This is a genomic window from Actinoplanes sp. NPDC048967, assembly GCF_040649415.1.
Taxonomy (GTDB): Bacteria; Actinomycetota; Actinomycetes; order Mycobacteriales; family Micromonosporaceae; genus Actinoplanes.
Genome location: NZ_JBEZFL010000005.1, coordinates 604,959 through 623,689, shown reverse-complemented (window position 1 = coordinate 623,689; position 18,731 = coordinate 604,959). Strand labels below are relative to the sequence as shown.

Sequence of the window (18,731 nt, the reverse complement as noted above, 5' to 3'; positions counted from 1 at the left end):
GCCGCTCACCGGGCCGTGACAGCTCATCAGAGCCCCGCCGCTCGCCGGGGCGGGTCAGCTCATCAGGAGCCTGCCGGGAAGCGGACGAGTAGCTGCCGGAAGTGAGGCCGGGGCCGGGAACCGGCCGGCCGGTCGGGTTGGGCTGGCTCGGCACGAACGGCGCAATCGGCGGCGCGGAAGCCTGGGCCGCCGGCGGCGCGGAAGCCGGAGCAACCGGAGGCGACGACGCCGGAGCAGACCCCGAATAGGCGGGCGGCCCCGACCGTGGAGCCGGCGGCGCCGACCGCGGAGCCGCCGGAGCCTCCGCGGGCCCCGAGAGCGGCGAAGCCCCCTTCATCGCGGCGTCCAGACCCATCCGGTCCTGCAGCAGCCGCGCGACCTGCCGGCTCACCTCGGCCGGGTCGGCGCCCTCGGACAGGTCCAGCCGCAGACTGTGCGCGCCCGCCGGGGTGGACCGCAGCGACGCGTCACGCACCCCTTCGACCTCGCGGACCGCCGCCAGGATGGCGTTCACGTCGAAACCCTCCTGCCGTTCCTGCGCCGACAGCACGTCACCGCGGCGCAGGTGCGTCGCGATACGGGCCAGCGCGGGCGTCTCGGCGGGTGGCTCCACGGACGGCGGCTCCGGGACGGTGGGCACGTCCGGCTGGGCCGGGACGCGCTGCGGCAACGCGGGGAAGGACTGCTCCCCCGTGCTGCCCGTACCGGGGTCGCCGGTGGGACGGCCGGGAAACGCCGCGGGCTGGGCGGCGGTCTCGTACGGCAGGCGGCGGGGAAAGCTGGTGGGATCGTACGACGGCCGGAGCATGCCTTGATCACCGGAACGCGACTCGTCGGTAGCCTGCGGCGCGGCGACCCTGGGCAGGCCTTCCATGGGCGTCGGCGGGTCCAGCGCGTGGCGGGCGGACTCACTCGTCATCCAGTCGGGCCGGCGGCCGCCGGGAGTCGCCGGGCGTACCGCCGGGAAGGGCCGCTCGGCCGGCACGGCCGCACGCTGCTGGGCCGCCGGCGGGCGTGGCGGCTCCTGGCGCGCGTCGTCGAGATCACCCTCGTACGGGTACGGCGGCGCGCTGGCCGGCAGGTTGCCGTTGACCGCGCGCAGCTCGGTGGTGTCCTGCGCGTCCGGGCGCAGCAGCTCGGGCGCGAGCGGATTCGGGCGCGGCATCCCGGCGCGCGGCTCGTCGTCCCTGGGCTCGCTGCCGTTGGGTGAGAGATGGGCGAGCAGGTCCTCGTAGCGGGAGCGGCTGTCCGACCAGCGCGGGGCAGCCGCGTTCTCGAGCGGGGGCGGTCCCTGCGGCTCGGGCGCCGGGGCGAAGGAGGGCGGGGGCGGTGGCATCGTGAACGGGCGGATCTCCCCCGAAGGGGGGTCCACCGGCGGGGGCCGCTCCTGGGTGAACGGGCGGATCTCGGTGGCGGGCCGGCGCCAGGCGGGCACCTCGGTCTCCGGGTCCAGCGCCGAGCCCGCGTTGGACCACGGGCTCTCCCGCGCGGCCCAGCCGTTCAGCAGGGTGCGGTCGCGCGATTCAGCGTCGGTGCCGCCGTCCGCTGCACCGACGTCCCCGGAATGCCCTGTTTCGTCCACCGCGCGCTCCTCGCTTGCCCCCGCTGAGGCTACCGTGTGCTTGCAGTGGCGATAAGTTGCAGCGTCGCGACAATTGCCGGCCCGGCAAGCGACAGACGGCGAACCGGGCAATCCGCGCCCTACCGCGGGGGAAACACATCTCGGAGGTACACATGACCGCTGCGTCCGGCGGGGCACAGACGGCGGGGCGCCCCACGCGTCTGCCACGCTCCGCGCGCCGTAAGCAGCTGCTTGCCGCCGCGCAGCAGATCTTCGTGGCACAGGGCTATCACGCCGCTGCCATGGACGAGATCGCCGAACAGGCCGGCGTCTCCAAGCCTGTGCTCTACCAGCACTTTCCCGGCAAACTCGAGCTCTACCTGGCGCTGCTGGACACCCACTGCGACGCGATAATCGCCAAGGTGCGCGGCGCGATGCTGGCGACTCCGGACAACAAGGAGCGGGTCAAGGGCGCCGTCCGGGCGTACTTCGACTTCATGGACCACGAGAGCGAGGCCTTCCGCCTGGTCTTCGAGTCCGACCTGCGCAACGACCCCCAGGTCCGCGAGCGCGTCGAACGCGTCGAGCAGGGCTGCATCGCCGCGGTCACGGACACGGTCGTCTCCGACACCGGCCAGAACCAGGCGAACGCCGAGCTGCTGGCCTCCGGACTGGTCGGCGCGGCCGGCCAGGCGGCCCAGTACTGGCTGGCGAGCGGCCGGCAGACTCCCAAGGCCGAGGCGGAAGCCCTGGTCGCTGCCCTTATCTGGCGGGGTATCGCCAGCTTCCCGCTGCAGGGTGAGTCAACGCCCGGTACGTCCGGGGAAATCGGCTAGCCTTCATGTCGGAAGACATCTGAGGAGGAGGACCCCCGTGGAGGTCAAGATCGGCGTGCAGTACGCCCAGCGCGAGCTGGTGCTGGAGAGCGCGCAGACTCAGGCCGAGGTCGAGCAGGCCGTGACCGAGGCGATGGCCAAGGACAGCGTTCTCACTCTGACCGACGAGAAGGGCCGCAAGGTGATCGTCCCGATCGCCAAGGTGGCCTACGTGGAGATCGCCGAGAAGTCCGAGCGGCCGTTCGGCTTCACCACGCGATAACCGGCACAGCACGACCGGACCGCAGGGAGTTCCACCCGGAGCTCCCTGCGGTTTCTATACAGCACCGTCACCTTCGCGCTGAGGTGCGGAATCTCTCTGTCGGGTAGACTTGCCGTTGTCGCCGTCGACGTCGGCTCGATATTTCGAGTCGCCGCGGCGACGCGCGTGCGGCCCGCGAGTTCCTCGCGTGTGGCCCGCGCCCTACCCAGACCGCGCCCAGGAATTCGACGGGCGCACCACGAGAGGCACCCGCAGAACTCCATGACCGACATCGAGAACACCGAAACTGAACATGCCGCCGACCCGGTGGCGGCCCTCGCCGCAGAGCCGGCCCTCGTCCCGGTCCTGAACCGCGCGCCCGTCCGCCCGGACAGCCCCACCTTCGCTGAGCTGGGCGTCCGCGCGGAGACCGTGGACGCGCTGGCCGCGGCCGGCATCACGCGCGCGTTCGCCATCCAGGAGTACGCGCTCCCCATCGCCCTGCGCGGCACCGACCTGATCGGTCAGGCGCCGACCGGCACCGGCAAGACCCTCGGCTTCGGCCTGCCCCTGCTGGAGCGGGTGCTGGCCCCGAGCGAGGGCGCCGACGGCCAGCCCCAGGCGCTCGTCGTCGTCCCGACCCGCGAGCTGGGCCTGCAGGTCGCCCGCGACATCGCCGCCGCGGGCAGCACCCGTGGCGTGCGCGTGCTGCCGATCTACGGCGGCGTGGCGTACGAACCGCAGGTCGACACCCTGAAGAAGGGCGTCGAGATCCTGGTCGGCACCCCCGGCCGCCTGCTCGACCTGGCCAAGCAGAAGCAGCTGAAGCTGGGCTCGATCAAGGCCCTGGTCCTCGACGAGGCCGACCGGATGCTCGACCTGGGCTTCCTCGAGGACGTCGAGAAGATCCTGGCCATGCTCCCGAGCGAGCGCCAGACCATGCTGTTCTCGGCGACCATGCCGGATCCGATCGTCGCGCTGAGCCGCCGCTTCCTGCACCACCCGGTGACCATCCACGCGGGCCACACCTCGGAGAGCGGCCCGTCGCCGCTGACCAAGCAGGTCGTCTACCGCACCCACCCGCTGAACAAGCTGGAGATGGTGGCCCGGATCCTGCAGGCCCGCGAGCGTGGCCTGACCATGATCTTCACCCGCACCAAGCGCGCCGCCGACCGGGTGGCCGAGGACCTCGACTTCCGCGGCTTCGCGGTCGCCGCCGTCCACGGTGACCTGGGCCAGGGTGCCCGCGAGCGGGCCCTGCGCGCGTTCCGCACCGGCAAGATCGACGTGCTGGTGGCCACCGACGTCGCGGCCCGCGGCCTGGACGTCTCCGGCGTCACCCACGTGATCAACTACGACTGCCCGGAAGACCCGGACACCTACACGCACCGCATCGGCCGCACCGGCCGCGCGGGCGCGACGGGCGTCGCGGTGACCTTCGTGGACTGGGAGGACATGCCGCGCTGGGTCCTCATCGACAAGTCGATGGGGCTCAACATGCCGCAGCCCCCGGAGACGTACCACACGTCCCCGGCGTTGTTCTCCGACCTGGACATCCCGGAGGGCATCTCGGGCACGCTGCCGACCGCCGGGCGCACCCGGGTGGGCCTGTCGGCCGAGGTCGAGGAGGACCTGGGTGGCACCCGCCGCCGGGGCAGCCGCGACGGTGGCCGCGATTCGAGCCGCAGCGGCGGTGGCCGCGGCGGTCGCGATGGCCGCGGCAGCGACCGGCCGGCCCGCGGGCCGCGCCGCGAGGATGCGGTCCCCACGGCCCCGGCCCCCGCGGCGGAGGACGCCGAGGACAGGCCGCGCCGCCAGCGTCGCCGCCGCCGGGCGGGCGACCCCCTGACCACAACCGACGAGGGTACGGCCACAGCAACGTCCCCGACGCCGCTCTTCTCGGACGGCTCCGAGGCGACTCCCGAGCTGGCTCCGACGGCAGAGGGCGACTCCGACGGCCAGTCCGGCGACGGTGACAACGACGCAACGGGCCGTCCCCGCCGGCGCCGTCGTCGCGGTGGCCGAGGCACCCGCAGCGCCAGCGGCGCGGAGACGACCTCCGCGGACGGCGACGCGGCACCGGCCGCCATTGACCCGGCATCGGCCTCGGCCGCAACGGACTCAGCTCCGGCAGCCTCAGCCGGGACGGGAACGGCTTCGGCTTCGGGCGAGATGACCGGCGGCTCGGACGCCGGGGTCGGCACCGGCGCGCAGGACTGACCCACCGCAACAACCCGGAATGGGTGCCTCGCCGACCGGCGAGGCACCCATTTTTCTGTGGGCGTTCCGGGGGCCGGCCGGCCCGCGAGCCACTCGGTGGCCGATCCGGAGGCCGGTCAGTGGGTCGGGGTCACGCCCAGCGCCGCGCAGGCCTGCTGGTACATCCGGACCGCTTCGCCGCGGACCTGGCGGCGTTCGGTCAGGCGTTCGCTGAACGGGATCCGGACCGGCACCGCGATGCCGTCCACCGTGGCTTCGAAGTCCATCCCGTCGGGGTCCAGCCCGGACATCCGGGCCGCGCTCGCCGTGCCGATGCCGCCGAGGCCGCGCACGATCAGCACGTTGTCGTCGGCGTGGTCGTCGTTCATGTGGCGGGCGATCTGCGCCACCATTTCCGGGGTGAAGGTCATGCCCAGCGCTCCTTGAGTTGGCGCAGCACAGCGATGTTGAGCCGGTAGGCCTCCGGCACCTCGGCGAGGAAATTCTGCTCGTCCGCCGGGGAGAAGACGAGCCCGTCGAGCAATTCCCGGTAGCGGGTGCGGAAGGCCGGCGGCGAGATGCCGTCGAAGACGAAGAACCGGTGGCCCGCACCGTTCAGTCCGTACGCCTTGGCGATGGCCGGGCCGAGGTACTGGCCGCCGGACAGGTCACCCAGGTAGCGGGTGTAGTGGTGGGCGATGAAGCCCCACGGCTGGTCGAACGCCACGGCGCGCAGCCGGGCCCGGTATTCCTGGGTGGCCGGCAGGGCGCTGAGCCGGGGTGCCGGGCCGAGCAGGGTGGCCAGGTCGTGGCTCAGCGCGGGCAGCCGGGTCAGCTCGGGAAAGACGAAGTCCCCGGCTACGGGGTCGGTGGCCATCGCTTCGGCGGCCTGCTCCAGCGTCTCGTAGATGAACCAGTGCTGCGCGGCCAGGTCGGCGTAGGCCTGCCGGGGCAGCGTGCCCGCGGCGAGCGCGTCGAGGAACCCGCTGCCCTGAGCCGCGTCGTGGTCCGAGCGGGTGCCGCTGCGGAGCCGGACGGACAGCCTTTCGGTGGGAGGGTCGGCCAGGGTCATCGCAGCACCTCCATGCTTGGTTAGGCGAGCCTAACAAACCGATAGGCTCCGAAGATCAGCAAAATCCGCGGGGCAGAATGGTGGGATGCCCCAACCACTGGACGCTGTCCTCGCCGAGGTGCGCGGCCTGCTGCTCGATCCGGCGCTCACCCGCGCGGTCGCAGCCGGCAAGCGCCGCGGTGCCACCCCTTCGGTCACCCGCGCCGAGTTCCGGCCGGTCGCCCTCAAGGGTGGACCCCGGTTGCAGATCGTGACCGATGACGGCTCCCGGCCGTACACCCGGAATGTCGAACCCGGCCCGGAGGCCGCGGCGGCGGTCGATGCCCTGCTGGCCGAGCCGTTCGGGAATTGGCATGTCGAGACGGCCGCGACCACCGTCCAGGTCCGCGTGACGAAGAAGGGCGACGCCCAGGTGCACCGGGCCGCGACGGCCGAGCCGGCCGTGACCCAGGGTCACGACCGGGCGAAGCAGTGGCTGCTCGATCCGGGCGATCCGCTGTTCACGGTGGTCGGTGGCACGGCGGCCAAGCGCCGCCAGGTCGACGCTTTCCTGCGGGCGCTGGCCGCGACCCTGCCGGACGAGCTGCCCGCGGAGCTGCGGGTGGTGGACCTGGGCTGCGGCAACGCGTATCTGACGTTCGCGGCCTACCGGTTCCTGGCCGATCGCGGCGTCAAGGTCCGGGTCGTGGGGGTCGACGTGCGTGAGGACCAGAGGGTACGCAACAGCGCCGTCGCCGAGCAGCTGGGCTGCGCCGATGCGGTGACCTTCGTGGCCGGCACGATCGAGGACGTCGTCGTGGCGGAGGCGCCGGATCTGGTGCTGGCGCTGCACGCGTGTGACACCGCGACGGACCAGGCGCTGGCCCGGGCGGTGCACTGGGACGCGAAGTGGGTGCTGGCGGCGCCGTGCTGTCACCACGACATCGCGGCCCAGCTCAAGGGCCATCCCGCCCCGGCGCCGTACGGAGAGCTGACCCGGCACGCGATCCTGCGGGAACGTTTCGCGGACGTGCTGACGGATTCGCTGCGCTCGGCGCTGCTGCGGCTGCACGGGTACCGGGTGGAGGTCGTCGAGTTCGTGGACTCGGCGCACACGCCCCGGAACCTGCTGCTGCGGGCCAGGCTGACCGGCGCACCCCCGACCAACGATCAGCGCGGAGAGTACGAGGCGCTGACCAGCCAGTGGGGCGTGACGCCGGCATTGGAGAAGCTGCTCACCTGACGACGGTGGTGAACGCGGCAGTGTGCACCTTGCCCGCGACCTGGAAGTCGAAGAACATCCGGTAGCGGCCGGGCCCGGGAGCAGCGAGCCAGAACTTGACGGCGCCGTCGACGGGTTGCGCCTCCGGGTGGACGTGTACGTAGCCGACGTCTCCCTCACGCAGCACGACCAGGTGACCGAACGCACCCAGGTACGGCTCGAGCTTCGCGGGCTTGCCGTCCGGGCCGGTCACAGTCATCAGCAGTGGCTGGGTTGCGGTTGTCCGGGGCGTACCGGCGTACGAGATGACGAAGCCGTCAGTGGTCGCCTGGGTGACCGGCGCGGGTAGCGGGACCGGCCGGTAGTCGCCCGCGACCGTCAGGTCGACGCCCAGCGTGACGGGGGTCTGCCGGCCGCCGACGACTGCCGTGAAGTCGGTGATCGCGCGGTAGCTGCCGGGGGCGGTGAGGGCGAGGTCGACGCTCCAGGTGCCGTCGGGGGCCATCGTGGGGTGCAGGTGCTGGAAGCCGGTGAGGTCGCGGCGGACGAGAACGAAGTGCAGCAGCTTGTCGTGCACGACGGCGTAGGTGGTGATCGGCGCGCCGCCAGGTCCGGTGATCCGGAACCGGTACGGCTGGGCCGGGGCGGCCTTGAGCGAGGTGGCCTCGGGCACGAGGGTGAGCCCGGCGGAGGTGATCGTCAGGCCGCCGACAGTTTCGGCCGTGGCCGGCTGGGCGTTGGTGCCGTCCGCGGTGTGGACGTGCGGCGCCGTGCCGGTGTCGTCGTGGGGGGCGGTGGTGCTGGCCACGCTGCTGTTGAGGGCGGCGGAGGTTGCCTGCACCCGCTCGGCGGAATTACTGAGGCGGCCGAGGCCGTAGCCCGCGAAGAGGACAACCACGATGACCGCCGCGAATGCCGCCCGGCGGAAGCTGGCCTGATCGGGCTCGGGCTGACCGGTGGCCTCCTCGTCGGCCTGGTCGCGGGCGCGCGCCGCCGACTCTCCTGCCTGCCGCGCAGACTGTCCTCCAGCCTGCTCGTCAGGCATCAGCAAGCTCGTAGCCGGCCTCGTCAACAGCGGCCCGGACCTCGTCGGCGGCAAGCGGAGCCGCGCTCGTGACCGTGACGGCGCCGGAAGCGAGGTCGACCTGGACGGCGTCGACGCCGGGCAGCTCGGAGATCTCGCTGGTGACGGCCTTGACGCAGTGCTCACAGGTCATCCCGGTCACGGTGTACGTGCTGGTGACAGACATGGTCGTTCCTTCCTCGGGCCCTCGGCCCACGTATTTCGCGACGGCGCTTCAGCCCCGCCATGCGCCTCCGCTTCGTGCCGGACGGCGGTCGGTTGAGCTCCGCTCAGGAGCGGACCAGGCGAGCGATCGCGTCCGAAGCCTCTTTGACCTTGGCACTCGGGTCGCCGGCGCGGGCGGCGTCGACAACGCAGTGGGCAAGGTGATCCTCGAGCAGGCCGACCGCGACGGCGTGCAGGGCGCTCTTCGCCGCGGAGATCTGCGTGAGGACATCGATGCAGTAGGTGTCCTCGTCGACCATCCGCTGCAGGCCGCGGATCTGGCCCTCGATGCGGCGCAGGCGCCCGAGGAGGGCAGCCTTGTCGCCGGAGTACCCGTGCGGTCCGGGATGTTCGTCGTGGTCGGTGGTCATGCCACCCACCATACCCCCCACCCGTATCCAGCGCGGCACTCCGGGGGCGTGGCTTTTGTCTCTTTCGGCATTGCATTCCCGACCACCGCCGTCCGCACGATCATTGTCCCGCCCGGGTCCGCGCTGCCTCCAACCGGGCTCCGAAAGCACCGGTGCAGCCCCGGCGTCTTCCGTCGACGCGTCAGCCCCGCCGCCGAAGCGGGCGCGCCCAGCCCGCCACGGCCCGCGACGGCCCGCGACGGCCGAGCGCGAGCCGTCAGCCCCGCCACAGCCAAGCGGGAGCCGTCAGCCCGCGACGGCCGAGCGCGGGCCGTCAGCCCCGCCACAGCCAAGCAAGAGCCGTCAGCCCCGCCACAGCCGAGCGGAAGCCGTCAGCCGGCCACGGCCAAGGCGAGAGGCAGGACACCGGGCGCGCCGGCTTGTCGGAGGGCCCGGCCGGCCAGAACCATCGTCCATCCGGAATCCGACATGTCGTCCACCAGGAGGACGGGCCCTTCAAGGCCTCGAAGGGACTCCGCCATCTCCGGCGGGACAGCGAAGGCGTCATGCAGAGCGAGAACTCTCTGCGCACTGTTTCCCCGCGGTCCGCTGTCACCCGTGTGTGTGGAAGTCAGCGTCCCCAGCAGCGGCAACCGGCCCACCGCCGCGATCCGCTCCGCGAGGCTGTCCACCAGCTTCGGCCGACGGTGAGAGCCGACCGAGACCACCCCCACCGGGCGCTGCACCCAGGCGTCGTCCCCGTGCGCCCAGCCCTTCAGGACCTCGACCACGGCAGCCACCATCTCGTCCGGAATCGTGCTGTCCGCCGCTTCCGGACCCACCAGGGCTCGCAACTTGTCGCCCCACCCGAGGTCGGACAGCCGTCCGACGGCGCGGCCCGGCAGGATCTGCTCACCCGGACCGATCTTGCCCTTCAGCGAGACGCCGACGGAGGCCAGACCGGTCGGCCAGAGCTTCTTCGGGGAGATCTCCACACCCGCGTGGCCGAGGAAGGTCTGCGCCGCGGCCAGCGCCTCGGCCGACACCTCGGCGTCGAACAGCGGGTCGGCGCAGTTGTCACAGCGGCCGCACGGCGTGGCTTCGGGGTCGTCGAGGCAGCGGCGCAGGAACTCCATCCGGCAAGCCGTCGTCCCGGCGTACTCGATCATGGTCTTCTGCTCTGCCGTCCGCGCCTCGGCGACCCGGCGCAGGCGCGCGGTGTCGTAGGTCCACGGCTCGCCGGTGGAGAGCCAGCCGCCGCGGGTGCGCCGGACCGCGCCGTCCACGTCGAGGACCTTGAGCATGAGCTCCAGGCGGGTGCGGCGGAGGTCGACGATCGGCTCCAGCGCCGGCGTCGACAGTGGCCGGTCAGGCGACAGTGCGGCGAGCACCGTGCGCACCTGCTCCTCGGGTGGGAACGCGAGCGAGGCGAAGTAGCGCCAGATCGCGATGTCCTCCGGTCCCGGCAGCAGGATGACCTCGGCATGCTCCACGGCTCGGCCCGCGCGGCCGACCTGCTGGTAGTACGCGATAGGCGACGGCGGCGCCCCGAGGTGCACGACGAAGCCGAGGTCAGGCTTGTCGAAACCCATGCCCAGCGCGGAAGTGGCCACCAGTGCCTTGATCTTGTTGTCCAGCAGATCCTGCTCGGCGGCGCGGCGAGCGGAGTCCTCCACCTGTCCCGTGTACGACGCCACAGCAAACCCCCGTGACCGGAGGAACTCGGCAGTCTCCGTGGCCGCGGCGACCGTCAACGTGTAGACGATGCCGGAGCCCGGCAGCCGGTCGAGGTGGTCCGCGAGCCACGCCAGCCGGTGCGCCGGATTGGGCAGTTCCAGTGCCGCCAGCCGCAGCGAATCCCGCTCCAGCGATCCACGCAGCACGAGCGCGTCACCGAGCTGCTCGGCAACGTCAGCGGTCACCCGTGAATTAGCGGTGGCCGTGGTGGCCAGCACGGGCGTGAGACCCGGCAGACCAGCCAGGAAGGTGCGCAGCCGCCGGTAGTCAGGGCGGAAGTCGTGGCCCCAGTCCGACACGCAGTGCGCCTCGTCGACCACCAGCAGGCCGGTGCTCGCGGCCAGGCCGGGCAGCACGTTGTCCCGGAAGTCCGGATTGTTGAGCCGCTCGGGGCTGATCAGGAGAACGTCGACCTCGCCGGCCCGGATCTCGGCGGTGATCTCACTCCACTCGTCGAGATTGGCGGAGTTGATCGTGCGGGCTCGGATGCCGGCCCTCGCCGCTGCCTCCACCTGGTTGCGCATGAGGGCGAGCAGCGGCGAGACGATGACCGTCGGCCCAGCAGGTGGATCACCGGGCTCGGCGGTGATGCCGTCGCGCAGCAGAGCGGTGGCCACGAAGTAGACCGCCGATTTGCCCCAGCCGGTGCGCTGCACACAGAGCACTCGCCGCCGATCGACCACGAGAGCCTCGATGGCTCGCCACTGGTCCTCCCGCAGCACCGCATGCTCACCGGCCAGCCGGCGCAGCACCTCCTCGGCGCACTCGCGCACCGCCACCCGTTCGGCTTCGCTCACCGCTGACCGCGTCATCTCCACCACGCCAGCATGTCTACCAGCCGGCACCGACAAGACCCGGGTTGTCCACAGGCCCGATCCGTCGGGATCGTTGTCCACAGGCCGGCGATTACCCGCGCGTCCCGGCGTCGTGCGCTGCCACCATTGGCGGCATGCGAGAGAGGCTCCGGAAGCTGCACGTTGACGGCCGGGAGTTCGCCTGGAAGGCGGAGATCCGGGCGGCGCCGGGCGGCGACGGCAGACGACACCGGCACATCCGGGTCCGCGTGTGGGGCGCGGGTAAGAACAGCTGTGTCCTGCAGGCCGACATGACGGAGCTGCCCGTTCCGGCTACGTCGGAGGAGACGACGTATGCCTACCCGAGCGCGGCCATCGTGCGCCGGCTCATCTCGTGGGGGCTGGAGGCGGGCTGGACACCGGAGAAGGTCGGCGGGGTGTTTCGCGTGAGCTCGGCTGCTGGGCCGAACTTGCCTGGGCTGGGTTTGGTCGACCTGCCCTGACACCGGTTCCTTGACAACTAAATTTGTCGGTGGCAGCGTGGGCGGCATGACGAAGACGATCGCCGAGAAGCTGCAGATCAAGCCGCACACCACGGTGTGGCTGTCGCACGCTGCGCACCTGCCCTTGCTGACACCGATGCCGGAGGGCGTACGGGAGAGCGACGGCCCAGCGTCGGCGAGCACGGCAGTGCTGTTCGCAGACGATGCCGCGAGCGCTCGGAAGCTCCTCGAGGAGCACGCCGACGATCTCGCCAAGCCCGCGGTGCTCTGGATCGCCTATCCGAAGGGCAACAAGGCGGACATCAACCGCGACACGCTCTGGCCGATCGTGGCGGATTTCGACATGCGCCCGAACGGTCAGGTGGCGATCGACGAGCGCTGGTCGGCGCTACGGTTCCGCCCGAACAAGCCGGGTGAGGGCCGCTTCACCGGTGGTGCCACGAAGTAGCACTACGGGGTTGGTGGGCGGTACGGTCGCCGCCATGTCGGACACTGCCGCTGTTCTCGACCGCTTCCTGGCTGCCTGGTCCCGGCGGGACCTCGCCGGCGTGGTCGACTGTCTGGCCACGGACGTGGTCTACAGCAGTTCAGACGGCAGCGTCGTGCGTGGTCGCGAGGCTGTCGGCGCCGTTTTCGCCGAGCAGCTCGACGGCGATCCCGACCTCGAGATCGAACCCGTCGCGGTACGAGGTGAGCGCGGTTTCGGCTACTTCTCGTATCCCGCCGCGGCCGACGACACCACGTTGCGGGGCGTCGACGTCTACACCGTGCGGGACGGGTTGATCGTCGCCAAGGACGTGCTCAGCAAGATCGCCTGAGGTCAGCGGCCCAGCACCGTGCCGCCGTTGACGTTGATGATCTGGCCGGTAACGAAGCTGCCGCCGGGGCCGACCAGCCAGCGCACCGCCTCCGCGATGTCGTCCGGCATGCCCGCCCGCTTGACCAGCGTCGCGGCCACTCGCTGGGCGTGGCCCTCGTCGGTCATCCGGCCGGCGAAGAACTCGCTGTCGGTCACGTAGCCGGGGGCGATGACGTTCGCGGTGATGCCCTCGGGACCGAGCTGGGTGGCCAGGTCCAGCGCATAGCCGTGCAGGGCCGCCTTGGCCGCCGAGTAAGGGCCGCCGCCACCCCGCTGGGCGGCGATCGAGCTGGTCAGGATGATCCGTCCACCCGGCCGGCGCAGCAACGGCAGCAGGGCGTCGGTGAGGAGCACAGCGGTCAGGACGTTGGAGTCGAGGTTTGCTCGCCAGCGCGCTGCCAGGCCTTCGGGGGTGGAGTCGTCGCCTGACACGTACGCGCCCGCGTTGTTGACGACCACGTCGACCGGGCGGCCGCCGACGGCCTCGACCACCCCGGTGGTCTGGCCGGGGACTGACAGATCGGCGGTGACCGCCGTTGCTTGCGGGCCGATCCACTTCACCGCGTCGGCCAGCACCTCGGGGCGCCGCCCGACGATGATGACGTCGTAGCCCTCTCCCGCCAGCATTCCCGCTGTCGCCCGGCCGATTCCCGTGCCGCCCCCGCTGACCACCGCAAGCCTCGCCATGCCCCGACTCTAGAGGAGGGGCGTGCGCCGGCCGGAAGGGCCGGACAAGAGACCTGATCCACGCTGCGCCGGTACGCGGTGGTCGTACACGCCGCGGGGGTGGTGTGGTGAGGGCGGTGATGGAGCGGCGGCGCCGGGGTGCTGGGCCGGCGCCGCCGTTCAGTCAGGCGTTCTCCGGGACAGCCGAACGCAGCGTGGAAGTTGCCGGCCCCAACGCCCGCCAGGTCAGCAGCGTGATGACCGCCATCGCCGCGGCCGCCGTCCAGAACGTCGCGGTGATCCCGTAGGCCTGCGCCACCGCTCCGCCCAGCAGCGAGCCCAGCGCTGCCCCGCCCAGGTCGAGCAGGGAGTACACGCCGGCCACCCGCCCGTAGAGTCCGCCTGGGATCGAGCGCTGCCGCAGCGTCGTCACCACGTTGCCCCAGACCGCGGCGTGGACGCTGAACACCACGATCATGGCCGCCGCTATCCACGGAGTCCGGGTCAGCGCCAGCGTCGCGTGCAGCGCCACTTCCACGAGCAGGCCGGCTCGCAGCAGTGCCGTCGCGCTGACAGTGCGGATCAGGGCTGGAGCCGTCACCGTGCCGGCCAGGCCGCCCACCGCGAACGCCGTCAGCAGTACGCCGTAGCCCAGCTGGCTCAGGCCGAGCCTTTCGAAGGCGTACAGCACGAAGATGGCGAAGGCAGCGCAGAAGACCACGTTGCCGCATGCCATCGTCATCGCGAGCGTGCGCAGCAGGCGGTGCTGCCACAGCCATCGGATCCCCTCCGCGATGTCTGTCCGGAGCGGCCTGCGGGGTCGGGGCTCCGGGGCCGGGATGCCACCGATGCCGGCGACCAGCGCAGCCGATGCGGCGAAGGACAACGCGTTCACTCCGAACGGCACCGCCGCGGCCACCACGAACAACCAGGCACCCAGCGGTTTCGCCGCGAACTGGTTGAGCACCGTGAACGTCGCGCCGAGCCAGGCATTGGCCGTCGGCAGCCTCTCGGTCGGCACCAGCGCCGGGACGAACGCCGACGCTGCCGTGTCCGCCAGCGTCTCCCCCGTGCCGAGCACGAAGAAGACCGCATAGATCAGCGGTACGGTCACCGCGTCGCCGGCCACCGCCACCACCAGCGTGGCCATCGCAGCGGCTCGGATCAGGTTGACCGTCACCACCAGGCGGCGGCGGTCGAGTCTGTCCGCCCAGGCCCCGCTGATCAGGGCGAACAGCAGCCACGGCAGTTGCTGGGCGAAGACGGCGCCGGCCACCGCCGCCGGTTCGGCGGTGATCGAGGCGACCAGCAGCGGGCCTGCCGCCATCGTGACGCCGTCGCCGAGGTTGGAGACCGCGCTCGCGGTCCAGAGTTTGCTGAAGTCCGCGCCGAGGCGCGGGAAAAGGGCACGCAACATTGCTCCTCAAGACAGGGGTGACGGTCGACGACCGCCCCGTGCGAGGAGCTACGGGCCGCGGGAGACTAAGCGGCGCGTCCTCGCGTCGGGGCGAAGACCGTTGCCATGTCGAGTTGCATCACGCACCCTTTCTGTCGGCTGGTAAGGCACTCTAGATCGAAACGGGGAGGTACGGGTGCGGGGTCGTTCGCCGTGGCAGTACCCGGCCCGGATCGTGCCGATCGCGTTCCTCGGCGCCATCGCCGTGGGCACCGCGCTGATGATGCTGCCGGCCGCGCGGGCCGAGCCCGGGCATGCGCCGTTCGTGACCGCGCTGTTCACCGCGACCTCCGCCGTCTGTGTCACCGGGCTGGCCGTGGTGGACACGCCGAGCTACTGGTCCGGCTTCGGCGAGGTGCTGCTCACCGTGCTGTCGCAGATCGGCGGCTTCGGGATCATGACCCTCGCGACGCTGCTCAGCCTGCTGGTGTCACGGCGGCTCGGGTTGCGCAGCCGGCTCATGGCGCAGGCCGAGAGTGCCGGGCTGTTCAGCGGCAACGTCGGCGGCGTGCTCGTCCGAGTCGCGATCGTCATGTTCGCCTCCGAGGCCGCCATCAGTGTCGTGCTCACGTTGCGGTTCTGGCTGGCGTACGACTATCCGTTCGGCCGGGCCGTGTGGGAGGCCGTCTTCCACGCCGTGCAGGCGTTCAACAATGCCGGGTTCGCGCTCTATCCCGACAGCTTGACGCGGTTCGTCGGCGACTGGTGGATCTGCATGCCGCTCGCGCTCGGCGTGCTGACCGGCTCGATCGGCTTTCCGGTCCTGTTCGAGCTGGCCCGGGAGTGGCGTACCCCTGGCTTCTGGTCCACCCACACGCGGCTGACCGTGTGGGGCACCGTGTTGCTCAGCGGGATCGGTTTCCTGGTCTTCCTGACGTTCGAGTGGACCAATCCGCAGACCCTCGGCCCACTCGGCACCCCCTCCAAGATCCTGGCCGCGTTCACCCAGGACGTGATGACGCGTTCGGGCGGCTTCAACAGCATCGACCTGGGCAAGATGAACACCGAGACCATCGCCGTCACCAACGGCATGATGTTCATCGGCGGCGGCAGCGCCAGCACCGCCGGCGGCATCAGGGTCACCACGTTCCTGCTGCTGGCGTTCGTCATCTGGGCGGAGATCCGGGGCGAGCCCGACGTGGTCATCCGCAAGCGGCGGATTGCCGAGGAGACGCAGCGACAGGCCATCACCGTCGCGCTGCTCGGCGTCGCCCTGGTCGCCGGCGGCACGCTGGCGCTGATCGGGCTGACCGACGACGTGCCGTTCGACCGGGCACTGTTCGAAGTCACGTCGGCGTTCGCTACGGTCGGCCTCAGCACCGGCATCACGCCCACCCTGCCGCCGTCCGCGCAGGTCCTGCTCACCATCCTGATGTACGTCGGCCGCGTCGGCACGATCGCTGTGGGAACGGCGATCGCCCTGAACACTCGCCGCCGGCTCTACCGCTACCCGGAGGAGCGACCCCTCGTTGGCTGACAGAAAACTCACCGCGAGCCCGGACAACGTTGTTGTCGTCGGGCTGGGCCGCTTCGGCGGGCAGGTCGCCGCATCGCTGGTCAACCTCGGTCACGAGGTGCTCGGCATCGACGCCGACCCGCACATCGTGCAGGACTGGTCCGACCGGCTCACCCAGGTCGTGGAAGCCGACGCCACCGACACCGAGGCCCTGCGCCAGCTCGGTGTGCAGGAGTTCGCCCGGGCCGTGGTCGGCATCGGCACGAACCTCGAGGCCAGCGTGCTGACCGTGCTGACGCTGGCGGAGATCGGCGTGCCGGAGATCTGGGCCAAGGCGATCAGCACCAAGCACGGCAAGATCCTGTCCTCGGTCGGCGCCCGGCACGTCATCTACCCCGAGGCGGAGATGGGTGAGCGGGTCGCGCACCTGATCACCGGCCAGATGCTCGACTACATCGAGTTCGACGACGGCTTCGCCATCGCGAAGGTGCGGGCGCCCAAGGAAGCGATCGGCCGCACGCTGGCCGACATCGGCCTGCGCAGCAAGTGGGGCGTGACGGTGGTCGGCACCAAACTGCCGGGCGAGGACTTCACGTACGCGCGACCCGAAACGGTCGTGCCGCCGGGCTGCATCCTGATCGTGGCCGGCGACACGACCAAGGTGGAGCAGTTCGCCGCGGTGACCTGAGCGAAACCGCGGCGGGTCCGGCTCAGACCGTGACTGAGAAGCCGGACTTCTTCTCCGGTGCCTTGGCCGGCGGTCTGCTCGACTTCGCCGGCGCGGGCGCCGGCGCTTTCTTCCGCGGAGACGGCTTCTTCCGCACGTCATCTGACGCCGGCATCCCTCCGGAGGTCTCCGCCGAAGGAGCCGCCGCCACCGCCCCGAGCACCTCAGCCTGGCAGGCCTTACCGTTCAGCACGAACGCCACCGGCAGCGGATTGCTGATCCGATAACTGCCGCTCAACGTCACACTCGCCGACCGCCCCGGCCGCAGCTTCGTCCCGTTCTTGGCCCGCAGCACCAGCTTCCGCCCCCGCTGGGTGAGCCGTTTCGGCGCGTCGGTGAGCCGCTGACCACCCGCGAAATTGAACTCCAGCGACCACTCCGACAGCACATGCTCTCCCGTGTTGACCACGGTTACCTGGGCGCCGAAGTCCGACCCGGAGTCACGCTGCACGCGGTAGCGGACCTTGCACCCCGTACCGTGCGGGACCACCGCCCCCGGCCCGGCGCCGGCCGCCGCCGCCTGAGCTGTGCCGACGTCGACCGGCTCGCGGGTCGACGACCAGATCAGGCCCACCGCCGCCGCCAGGATGATCGTCGCGACGCCTGCCTGGATGCGATGCCGCCCGGCCAGCACCGCATCCGTGAGTCGCGCCCCCGGGACCGGCAGCCCACCAGAGCGCAGCAGCCCACCCGCGCGGAACAGCCCGCCACCCAGCGGCTGCGGACCGCCGAGCCGCAACGCCCGGGCCACCCGCAAACCGGCGCGGACCCGCAGCCCGGGTGCCCGGGCCGGCCGTGGCATCGGATGCGGTGACGGACGCAGCCCGGACGCGGGCGCACCGACGGCGATGATCGGCTGAAGACCGACCAGCGCGGCCAGTTCCGCGGCGACCACGGCCGCGCCGGGCCGGTCCTCGGGCTGCTTGGCCAGGCAGCGCAGACAGAGATCGGCGACCTGCGCCGGCATTCCGGGCAGCGACGGTACGGGCTCCGGATCAGCGAACAGGTGTGCCCGCAACGCCTGCGTGGTGTTCCCCGCCGGCCACGGCAGCCGACCGGTGAGTGTCCGATAGAGCAGTAGCCCCAAGGCGTACACGTCGGCGGCCGGTGAGACGTGGCCGCCGCCGAGCCGTTCCGGGGCCAGGTAGGCCGGGGTGCCCAGCAGGCTGCCGTCCGGTGCGGCGTCCCGCTGCCCGATCAGCGCCGAGATGCCGAAGTCGACGACTTTCGCTCCCGCGCCGGTGAGCATCACGTTCGCCGGGGTCACGTCGCGGTGCACCACACCTCGGGCGTGGGCCGTGGCCAGGGCTGAGGCCACCTCAGCCGCGATCACCACCGCGTCGCGCCAGGGCAGCGGGCCTCGGCGGCTCAGCCGGGCGGCGACCGACTCGCCCTCATGGAGTTCCATCACCACGTACGGGACCGAGCGGTGCTCGTCCAGCGGCGATTCCCCGAAGTCGAACACGCCGGTGATGTGCGGGTGGCACAGCCGGGCCGCGGCCAGCGCCTCCAGCCGCAGCCGGTCGCGGAACGTCGAGTCACCGGCGAGTTGCGGCGACAGCACCTTGACGGCGACGGCCCGGCCCAGCACCTGGTCGTGGCCCCGCCACACGACGGACATGCCGCCGGTGCCGAGCCGCTCGATCAGGCGGTACCGGTCGCCGACGAGGCTGCCCTGTCCCCCGGTCGCCAGCCAACCCATGTGCCGATTGTGGCCCGAGGGACGCCCCGCTCACCGGGGGTCGGCGGAATCCGGAAAGCCGCCGGGCGTGCTCTGACCAGCAC

General features: G+C 71.6%; 19 protein-coding genes. 9 read left to right on the top strand and 10 right to left on the bottom strand.

The window, feature by feature from the left end:
- A partial coding sequence (locus AB0C12_RS24670; protein ID WP_360551662.1) for a hypothetical protein occupies positions 1 to 1,582 on the bottom strand: 1,582 nt, incomplete at its 3' end.
- Between the two features lie 152 nt (positions 1,583 to 1,734).
- Between AB0C12_RS24670 and AB0C12_RS24665 the strand changes: the two genes are divergently transcribed.
- The 3 genes from AB0C12_RS24665 to AB0C12_RS24655 all read left to right on the top strand — a co-directional run bounded on the left by AB0C12_RS24665 (position 1,735) and on the right by AB0C12_RS24655 (position 4,858).
- Positions 1,735 to 2,397 (top strand): TetR/AcrR family transcriptional regulator, encoded by a 663-nt coding sequence (locus AB0C12_RS24665; RefSeq protein WP_360551660.1) that lies wholly within the window; start codon positions 1,735 to 1,737, stop codon positions 2,395 to 2,397.
- A 37-nt stretch (positions 2,398 to 2,434) separates the two neighbouring features.
- The gene (locus AB0C12_RS24660) at positions 2,435 to 2,659 is read left to right on the top strand and encodes a DUF3107 domain-containing protein (protein WP_360551658.1); all 225 of its coding nucleotides are present in this window, start codon (positions 2,435 to 2,437) and stop codon (positions 2,657 to 2,659) included.
- 261 nt (positions 2,660 to 2,920) lie between these two features.
- On the top strand, positions 2,921 to 4,858 hold the full coding sequence (locus AB0C12_RS24655; RefSeq protein ID WP_360551656.1) for a DEAD/DEAH box helicase: 1,938 nt from the start codon (positions 2,921 to 2,923) through the stop codon (positions 4,856 to 4,858).
- 116 nt (positions 4,859 to 4,974) lie between these two features.
- On the opposite strand, the gene AB0C12_RS24650 is transcribed toward AB0C12_RS24655, so the two are convergent.
- A complete protein-coding gene (locus AB0C12_RS24650; RefSeq protein ID WP_360551654.1) occupies positions 4,975 to 5,268 on the bottom strand; it encodes a DUF2470 domain-containing protein in 294 nt (97 codons plus the stop codon).
- Positions 5,265 to 5,909 carry a biliverdin-producing heme oxygenase gene (locus tag AB0C12_RS24645; protein ID WP_360551652.1) on the bottom strand — a complete coding sequence of 215 codons (645 nt, stop codon included), beginning with the start codon at positions 5,907 to 5,909 and terminating at the stop codon, positions 5,265 to 5,267. Before AB0C12_RS24645 ends, AB0C12_RS24650 begins: the two co-directional genes overlap by 4 nt.
- 85 nt (positions 5,910 to 5,994) lie before the next feature.
- Between AB0C12_RS24645 and AB0C12_RS24640 the strand changes: the two genes are divergently transcribed.
- Positions 5,995 to 7,131 (top strand): SAM-dependent methyltransferase, encoded by a 1,137-nt coding sequence (locus AB0C12_RS24640; protein WP_360551650.1) that lies wholly within the window; start codon positions 5,995 to 5,997, stop codon positions 7,129 to 7,131.
- Here the strand turns inward: AB0C12_RS24640 and AB0C12_RS24635 are convergent.
- From AB0C12_RS24635 to AB0C12_RS24620, 4 genes are all read right to left on the bottom strand, one after another.
- Positions 7,124 to 8,155, bottom strand: a complete 1,032-nt coding sequence (locus AB0C12_RS24635; protein WP_360551648.1) for a hypothetical protein — start codon at positions 8,153 to 8,155, stop codon at positions 7,124 to 7,126. The two genes, AB0C12_RS24640 and AB0C12_RS24635, sit on opposite strands and share 8 nt — an antisense overlap.
- Entirely contained in the window at positions 8,148 to 8,360 is a 213-nt protein-coding gene (locus tag AB0C12_RS24630; RefSeq protein WP_360551646.1) for a cation transporter, read from the bottom strand. The genes AB0C12_RS24635 and AB0C12_RS24630 overlap by 8 nt, the downstream gene beginning before the upstream one ends.
- Before the next feature lie 103 nt (positions 8,361 to 8,463).
- Positions 8,464 to 8,769: a metal-sensitive transcriptional regulator gene (locus AB0C12_RS24625; RefSeq protein WP_360551644.1), complete on the bottom strand. Its 306-nt coding sequence runs from the start codon at positions 8,767 to 8,769 to the stop codon at positions 8,464 to 8,466.
- A 371-nt stretch (positions 8,770 to 9,140) separates the two neighbouring features.
- On the bottom strand, positions 9,141 to 11,297 hold the full coding sequence (locus tag AB0C12_RS24620; protein ID WP_360551975.1) for a RecQ family ATP-dependent DNA helicase: 2,157 nt from the start codon (positions 11,295 to 11,297) through the stop codon (positions 9,141 to 9,143).
- A gap of 137 nt (positions 11,298 to 11,434) precedes the next feature.
- Between AB0C12_RS24620 and AB0C12_RS24615 the strand changes: the two genes are divergently transcribed.
- Genes AB0C12_RS24615 through AB0C12_RS24605 form a run of 3 tightly spaced genes read left to right on the top strand, consistent with a single transcriptional unit; the run spans position 11,435 to position 12,600 of the window.
- Positions 11,435 to 11,782 carry an integrase gene (locus AB0C12_RS24615; protein WP_360551642.1) on the top strand — a complete coding sequence of 116 codons (348 nt, stop codon included), beginning with the start codon at positions 11,435 to 11,437 and terminating at the stop codon, positions 11,780 to 11,782.
- A gap of 46 nt (positions 11,783 to 11,828) precedes the next feature.
- Positions 11,829 to 12,230: a hypothetical protein gene (locus tag AB0C12_RS24610; RefSeq protein WP_360551973.1), complete on the top strand. Its 402-nt coding sequence runs from the start codon at positions 11,829 to 11,831 to the stop codon at positions 12,228 to 12,230.
- A gap of 34 nt (positions 12,231 to 12,264) precedes the next feature.
- Entirely contained in the window at positions 12,265 to 12,600 is a 336-nt protein-coding gene (locus AB0C12_RS24605; protein WP_360551640.1) for a nuclear transport factor 2 family protein, read from the top strand.
- A gap of 2 nt (positions 12,601 to 12,602) precedes the next feature.
- On the opposite strand, the gene AB0C12_RS24600 is transcribed toward AB0C12_RS24605, so the two are convergent.
- Positions 12,603 to 13,328, bottom strand: a complete 726-nt coding sequence (locus tag AB0C12_RS24600; RefSeq protein ID WP_360551638.1) for an SDR family oxidoreductase — start codon at positions 13,326 to 13,328, stop codon at positions 12,603 to 12,605.
- Between the two features lie 163 nt (positions 13,329 to 13,491).
- Positions 13,492 to 14,721, bottom strand: coding sequence for an MFS transporter (locus tag AB0C12_RS24595; protein WP_360551971.1), 1,230 nt, complete (start codon positions 14,719 to 14,721; stop codon positions 13,492 to 13,494).
- A gap of 223 nt (positions 14,722 to 14,944) precedes the next feature.
- Between AB0C12_RS24595 and AB0C12_RS24590 the strand changes: the two genes are divergently transcribed.
- Both AB0C12_RS24590 and AB0C12_RS24585 read left to right on the top strand, forming a co-directional pair.
- Positions 14,945 to 16,240 carry a potassium transporter TrkG gene (locus tag AB0C12_RS24590; RefSeq protein ID WP_360551969.1) on the top strand — a complete coding sequence of 432 codons (1,296 nt, stop codon included), beginning with the start codon at positions 14,945 to 14,947 and terminating at the stop codon, positions 16,238 to 16,240.
- Positions 16,233 to 16,907, top strand: a complete 675-nt coding sequence (locus AB0C12_RS24585) for a TrkA family potassium uptake protein (protein WP_360551636.1) — start codon at positions 16,233 to 16,235, stop codon at positions 16,905 to 16,907. The genes AB0C12_RS24590 and AB0C12_RS24585 overlap by 8 nt, the downstream gene beginning before the upstream one ends.
- Positions 16,908 to 16,929: 22 nt before the next feature.
- Here the strand turns inward: AB0C12_RS24585 and AB0C12_RS24580 are convergent, their stop codons facing one another.
- Positions 16,930 to 18,648 carry a serine/threonine-protein kinase gene (locus tag AB0C12_RS24580; RefSeq protein WP_360551634.1) on the bottom strand — a complete coding sequence of 573 codons (1,719 nt, stop codon included), beginning with the start codon at positions 18,646 to 18,648 and terminating at the stop codon, positions 16,930 to 16,932.
- Between the last annotated feature and the right edge of the window lie 83 nt (positions 18,649 to 18,731).